Raw genomic sequence first — 260 nt, forward strand, 5'->3', positions numbered from 1 at the left:
GATATATTGCTAAACCGATCAAGATTGGCTCTTACGGGTTTAAGAAATTTGAAACAAAAATCATTGGCATTTTTATAGTTTAACCCAAACTTTTCATTGAAAGTAATTAGTTTTAAAACCGTTCCATTTTCAGGTAGCTTGGAAAGCCAGATTGCAAAAATAATATGTTTATTATTTTTGATATTATACACGAGGTTATAGAGAACATAATTATATTCCGGAATAACAATAAGTTTTTTCAGCCAATAGCTGCTGATAAG

Annotated in this window: 1 protein-coding gene; it reads right to left on the minus strand. The window is 29.2% G+C overall.

Annotation, left to right across the window (positions count from 1 at the left end; genetic code table 11):
- The coding region (locus SB822_RS58490) for a hypothetical protein (protein WP_410859296.1) at positions 1 to 191 on the minus strand (191 nt) is incomplete at its 3' end.
- Between the last annotated feature and the right edge of the window lie 69 nt (positions 192 to 260).

Source organism: Paraburkholderia sp. SIMBA_054 (genome assembly GCF_046534875.1).
In the GTDB taxonomy this organism is placed as follows: Bacteria; Pseudomonadota; Gammaproteobacteria; order Burkholderiales; family Burkholderiaceae; genus Paraburkholderia; species Paraburkholderia hospita.